The following is a 1,644-nucleotide window of genomic DNA, read 5'->3' on the forward strand; positions in this document are numbered from 1 at the left end:
CGCAGCGCCCACTTCCTGATAACCTTCAAAAATCCCATGTCGATCACTCCGTATGCCTCCAGCTGCTTCAAGCCGAGGCAGGGTTGCACATGGGTCAATTCTCAATGACAATTTTGGCGGTTGCCGGATCAATTCTCAGTGGCAATCAACATCACCTCGCTGACCGACAGCCCGCTGGCCTTCCTTCTGGCGCTCAACCTGCTGCTGCTGGTCGTGGGCTGCTTTCTGGACGTTGTATCCTCGATCGTCATCCTCGCGCCGCTGCTGCTGGTGCCGGCGATCGCCTACGGGATCGACCCGATCCATCTGGGCATCATCATGGTGGTCAACCTCGAGATCGGTTTTCTGACGCCGCCCATCGGGCTGAACCTGTTCGTGGCCATGTCGGTCTTCCGAGAACCGTTCAAGGATATCTGTCTGGCCGTCGTGCCGTTCATCCTGATCATCATCGCCGCACTGATGCTGATCGTGCTGGTCCCGCAAATCTCGCTGTTTCTGCTCTAGGTCGGAGTTCGCCTCATGCGCCGTTTCGCTTCCTCCCAGACCTTCATCATGAACTCGCCAGTGGCCGTGCAAACCGGCAAACTGTCCCGCGGCTTCCTGCTGGCTTGCCTGGTTGCGGCGGCGGCGCAGTTCCTGTCGGACCACTATGGCGCGCCGGCGATGCTGATGGCGCTGCTGATCGGCATCGCCTTCAACTTCATGGCCACCGATGCGCGCTGCGCGCCGGGACTCGAGATGACCTCGAGGACCGTACTGCGGGCCGGCGTTGCCCTGCTGGGCTTCCGGCTCAGCATCGCGGACCTGTCGGCGCTCGGCTTCCGCTCTTTCGCGGTGGTGATCGGGCTGATGGCGCTGACCATCGGCTTTGGCATCGTGATGGCGCCATTGCTGAAGCGGCGCTGGCGCTTTGGTCTTCTGACCGGCGGTTCGGTGGCGATCTGCGGGGCCTCGGCGGCGCTGGCGATCTCGGCCCTGCTGCCGAAGGGAAAGCAACTCGAGCAGGACACGCTGTTCACCGTCGTTGCCGTCACCGCGCTATCGACTCTGGCGATGATCTTCTATCCGGTGCTGTTCGGCTTGCTGGGACTGACGGATGCGCAATCCGGTTTCCTGATCGGCGCGACCATCCATGACGTGGCGCAGGTGATCGGTGCCGGCTATTCGATTGACGAGGCCGCAGGCAATATCGCCACCATCATAAAGCTGCAGCGGGTGATGATGCTGCCACTGGTGCTGCTGGTGGTGATCCTTGTCTCGGGCGAGGGCAGCGCCGGTTCGCTGCGCCTGCCGGGTTTCGTGATCGCCTTCCTCGGCTGTTTCGCATTGAACAGCACCGGGCTGGTGTCCGAAAGCCTTGCCGCACTGGCAGCCACCTTGTCGGGATGGCTTCTGCTGATCGCCATTTCCGCCCTCGGCGTTCGCACGTCATTGGCGGCAGTGTTCAATCTTGGGCCGCGCCATCTGTTGCTGATCGTGGCCGAGACTGTGTTCCTGCTGGTCATGGCCCTCGGCTCGGTCGTGTCGCGAGAGTGGTGGAAATTGGAAGGCGGCGTAATCTCCGGGTGATTTCAACCCACCCAACCGGCGGCTGCAACCGCCAGGGAGATCACGCCATGAAGAGTAATACCGAGACGTCTGCGC

Annotated in this window: 2 protein-coding genes; both read left to right on the forward strand. The window is 61.9% G+C overall.

Annotated features, from left to right (window positions below; genetic code table 11):
- Positions 1–138: 138 nt before the first annotated feature.
- Positions 139–504: a TRAP transporter large permease subunit gene (locus KNW02_RS20510; RefSeq protein WP_216035028.1), complete on the forward strand. Its 366-nt coding sequence runs from the start codon at positions 139–141 to the stop codon at positions 502–504.
- A 15-nt stretch (positions 505–519) separates the two neighbouring features.
- Positions 520–1,569 carry a YeiH family protein gene (locus tag KNW02_RS20515; RefSeq protein WP_252734167.1) on the forward strand — a complete coding sequence of 350 codons (1,050 nt, stop codon included), beginning with the start codon at positions 520–522 and terminating at the stop codon, positions 1,567–1,569.
- Positions 1,570–1,644 lie beyond the last annotated feature (75 nt).

The organism is Paracoccus marinaquae, assembly GCF_018860165.1.
Lineage (GTDB): Bacteria > Pseudomonadota > Alphaproteobacteria > Rhodobacterales > Rhodobacteraceae > Paracoccus > Paracoccus marinaquae.